The sequence below is a fragment of the Leyella stercorea DSM 18206 genome, assembly GCF_000235885.1.
Taxonomy (GTDB): Bacteria; Bacteroidota; Bacteroidia; order Bacteroidales; family Bacteroidaceae; genus Prevotella; species Prevotella stercorea.
Map to the genome: position 1 here is coordinate 1 of NZ_JH379337.1, position 846 is coordinate 846.

Genomic DNA, 846 nt, shown 5'->3' on the forward strand with positions numbered 1-846 from the left:
TGTTCTTCGGTCTGCATCCCTACTTCGGATTGCTGTTTGTCAGATTGCTCCGCTTCCTGCTTTGCTTGTTCCTGCACCAAAAGAACGGCTTTTTTCTCTTCGATACGTTGGTGACGCTTCTCATACACTTCATTATGTCCGTTCTTGATGTCTGCCAACAGGTCGGGCATATGTTTTTGTGCGAAGTCAAGCAAGAGGGATGCAGTGGCATTGTTGCCGTATGCGTTCTTGAAATTAGCAATTAGAAAATCCCTGCGAATAATCGCTTTCTGCTTGCTCGTGAGGTTGGCAATGATGTTTATCTTTTCTTCATCTGTAAGGTAGGAATAAGGCTTTTTTCCCTCGATACCTACCGCTTCGAAATGCTCTTTGCGGAGGGATGATAGCAAGAAGAAATAAATCATCTTGTCCTCGTCTTGCCCAAACTTGCAATCGGACATATCAACCTCCAAAATCTGTTTTTTTGTGTCCTCTACAGTCTTTTCAAGGGCAATTTCCTTGTTGCGTTTGTCTTGCTTTTCCAACTTCTCTACCGGTGAAAGCGTCTGCTCCTGTTTTGTGTCATTGGTAGTACAGGTAACTTTCGGAACATAACAGAGTACGATGTCCTTGCTCTCAATACGGAAATAAAGGATGATTTCACCTGCTTCACTTCGGGTACGGATTTCTTCGCATTCTTCCGTGTAATCGTTCAAATCCTGTTCGAACTCGCTCTGTGCCTGTTCGTATTCTTCGGTGGTGTCGTACTCATCTTTTCGGGGTGCTTCGGGCTGTTCGGGATATGCCTTTGCATAATAGTTAAGGCTTTCCACTTCGTAACCCATGGCGGTAAGACGTTCTACTACG

At 44.7% G+C, this 846-nt stretch carries 1 pseudogene; it reads right to left on the minus strand.

Annotated features, from left to right (window positions below):
- Window positions 1–846, minus strand: a pseudogene (locus HMPREF0673_RS00170) (ParB/RepB/Spo0J family partition protein); the annotation flags it as partial.